General features: G+C 46.3%; 4 protein-coding genes. All 4 read right to left on the bottom strand.

Annotation, left to right across the window (positions count from 1 at the left end; all coding sequences use genetic code 11):
• Positions 1 to 252 (bottom strand): hypothetical protein (locus AC1XUO_RS29500; protein ID WP_483333498.1); only part of this gene is annotated, 252 nt, incomplete at its 3' end.
• A gap of 38 nt (positions 253 to 290) precedes the next feature.
• Positions 291 to 1,280, bottom strand: a complete 990-nt coding sequence (locus AC1XUO_RS29505; RefSeq protein WP_483333499.1) for a DUF6712 family protein — start codon at positions 1,278 to 1,280, stop codon at positions 291 to 293.
• Complete coding sequence (locus tag AC1XUO_RS29510) at positions 1,270 to 2,649, bottom strand: hypothetical protein (protein ID WP_483333500.1); 1,380 nt, start codon at positions 2,647 to 2,649, stop codon at positions 1,270 to 1,272. The genes AC1XUO_RS29505 and AC1XUO_RS29510 overlap by 11 nt, the downstream gene beginning before the upstream one ends.
• A gap of 12 nt (positions 2,650 to 2,661) precedes the next feature.
• Entirely contained in the window at positions 2,662 to 2,961 is a 300-nt protein-coding gene (locus AC1XUO_RS29515; protein ID WP_483333501.1) for a hypothetical protein, read from the bottom strand.
• Between the last annotated feature and the right edge of the window lie 139 nt (positions 2,962 to 3,100).

Here is a 3,100-nt window from a genome sequence, read left to right on the forward strand (position 1 = left end):
GGCATACACGGGCGGCGTTGCGCTGAGCTGGTCATCAATCCGGGTCTGCACTTCAAAGTAAGCACCCGGGCTGATCGTGTAGCCATCGGGCACCGGCTTTTCTGACGCTTCCTGAACCGCCAAATTGACGAACTGGCTATTCTGAAAAGATTTTTGGATGCGTAATTCCAAAAAGTAACGCAGATCTACCCGGCTGGATCCTGCTGGCAAAACAACAGGATCCACCAGCACGACAATAGGGTTTCGACTCATTTGCAGCTTCTGGTGCTGCATGGTAGCTAAGTAATCCATTATTTCATCCGGAAGATTGAGTGGTACTGATCGTTGTCAGGCAGTTTGTTGCTTGGGATCTCCTTTGCTGCCTGGCTTTGGGCATAGTCCGGAAACTTATCCAGGTTGCGCGACAAATAGGTACGCAGGGCGTTCTGCCATTTTTTGGATTCTGTTTCTGACGCGCGTACCAAGCTTAAAATGGTTTCATTATCCGGCGCTTTGGCGTTGTAGATCCCGTCAAAATCTGACAGCACACGGATGTTTCCGTTACCCAGCATCACAAACTGCATGTTAGGCAGCGCCATATAATAGGCCGTATGAGAAAGCGCCCGGCGTATTGAAAACAATAGATCTTTTTCATCGGCCGTCAGCGTGCCACTAACCAGCGCTGTTTTCAATCGATCGAATTGCGCCCGGCCGATCCGTGGCAAAAGAAAGTCGCGTTCGGCCAATTTCAAATATGGACGTATGTTCAGGAACAACCTGTAATTGCCTTCAATGATGGGAAGGAATTCGCTCATGATCGTAGCGGACGAGACAAACAGTGACCTGGTTGCTTTGGCTGTTTCAGAATTTTTATACGCTAGAAAATCAGAAAGGTTTTGTTCCAGGTATAACAGAACCGCTTCCAATGCCTGGACCGCGTTTCTTTCTGTTTCGCGGATCCGCTTATCTAATACACCAATTCGAACAGGTTGATTATTTTCCCCGCCCATTTCTTGCAGACCATTATCACCGTCGTTTCCGATCGCAAAAGGCAAATATTTCAGGTAAGCATACCAGGCAAGGGCGCGCTGGGTTTTTCTCAAAAGGGCATCCATTTTGACATCGCCGGTGGGCTCGTCCCGGTAGGCTTCCAGTGCCAAAATAATTTCTGGACCTAACGCTCTTTCCAGAATCGTTTCCTGGGCTTCGTTGATATATGGTTTGATGAAATCATCGGTCGTGGCGCTCATGATCGCACGGCCCAGGTACAAAATAAGATCTTCGATATTTCTAAGCAGCATCGTTCTGTTCGGTTTGTTGTGAATTAGGATCTTTTGTTCCGGAATTCTGGTTTGATTTCGATTCTTTTCCGGCCGGATTTTTATCATCACTAACCAGTAAAATGTCGAAGAAACCAGCGTGAACATCTTTTGGAAGTTTCAAAGCAGCTTTTACATCCCGGTTGAAAGGCGAAAGGATTAGCTGACGTTCACGGGGTGTTCGGAAAAACTGCTGATAATTGGCAGAAACCTTTAATTCAGATCCGGATCCGCCGATTGTTTTGCCATCTGAAACGCCGGCCAGGGTAGGAAGTAACCTGGAAGCGTTGGCAAATGCACGGAGCGCGGTGTCATAGGCTTCCTGTAATTCTTTGGCGTTTAAAGATCGTTTGATCTCTTCAAATGCTATCATCCCTGATAGTTTCCCGTCAGATCCAAAATCACACTCATCAAAGATTACACGTGGACCGTCCTCACTTTCGATCATCTTTTCTACGTTTTTGTAGAAATCATCGCGGACCTTTTGCTTTTCCTTTTCAGTATCAAAACTATCATCATTCTGGTTTTCCTCAGACGATGCAGCATTGGCAACCATTTGATCAAAATAGGAGGTAGCTACCCGGCAAATGTGGGCGATGTTCTTGTTGTGTTTAACCGTCTGTCCGATAGACTTTGCAATGAAATTCATGACCTCGATCCACTGAACGGTTTCATCACCCCAATACTGGGCAAACCCGTAGTAGGGTTGCCCGGTCTGAAATGGGCGTAGCTGAAAGATGGTTTCTTCCAGTTCGGCATTGGCGGTATTGTAAGCCGGGACAGCGATCGTATTTTTATTTACGCTTTCAGAACTGGACCAATCCGAATTTAACAACCAGGTTTCTACGTTTTTGGTATTGGCGATAGTGGCCCGGCAAATCAAACTATCCTTGATACTGTAAACCGGAAGTTTTCCCACCATGGAGCGGTTTACAAAAATGTTTCCGGTTTCAATCAAAGACGTACACATTTGATTGACAACGTTGCCCAGATCCTCCATTCCGTAGGCTGCCAAATAGTCTTCCGTGGCTTTGTTGGTGAACGGTTCGCGGGTGATGATCCCGTTTTTATTGACGTGTTTGAACCATCCGAAACCACCGCCATAGAGAAAATCCGCCCTGGCTTCTATCAGGTTTTGAGCATCGCCGTTCGTTCTTAAAAGTTTAATCCGCTCGTTGGGTAGTAGGTTGTTTTCGCCCCAGGGATACAGTTCAAAGTCTTTGCCGTTGGATTTTACAGTCCGTTGCACGTTGCCGCGTGAACTGTTGATGTCGCGCTGCTGATCCGGATCCACTGACGCGGATTTGGAAAAGCGGATCATCCTGGTTTTGGGTCTTGTTTTATTTGACATGGCTAATAAAAATTAAAATCGGTGATCAATTTCGCGGCCGTCGAAAGTTCGCATCAAACACCAAAATACCTCGAAAGGCTGCCAGGCCCCTGAGCGTGTCCGGTATTCCAGGATAGCCTTGCCGGCACGTTTGGTTTCATGTTTGATGCTGGCAAGGTCAGATTTGCCTTTGCTATAATAGCCGGACCGGTTACGGCATTCGTCTTTTTCGCCATAGGTCCCATCTTTTTTCTGATAGGTTATAGCAAAAGTTTTCTGCGACCCAGACGAGAGCTGGATCTGGCGCATTGCGTCTTTTAAGTGGATTTTCATGACCATGGAGTAAATATGGTCAGTGGAAGGGGGATGGGGTAGGACGGGATTTTTTAATAGTTATCTAGTATAAATGATGAAGACTTTTCTTGTAAATTCGATGGTTATTTAATTTAAAATATCATTTTACAGCCTCCCT

Source organism: Dyadobacter sp. HNCC25DJ186 (assembly GCF_056895235.1).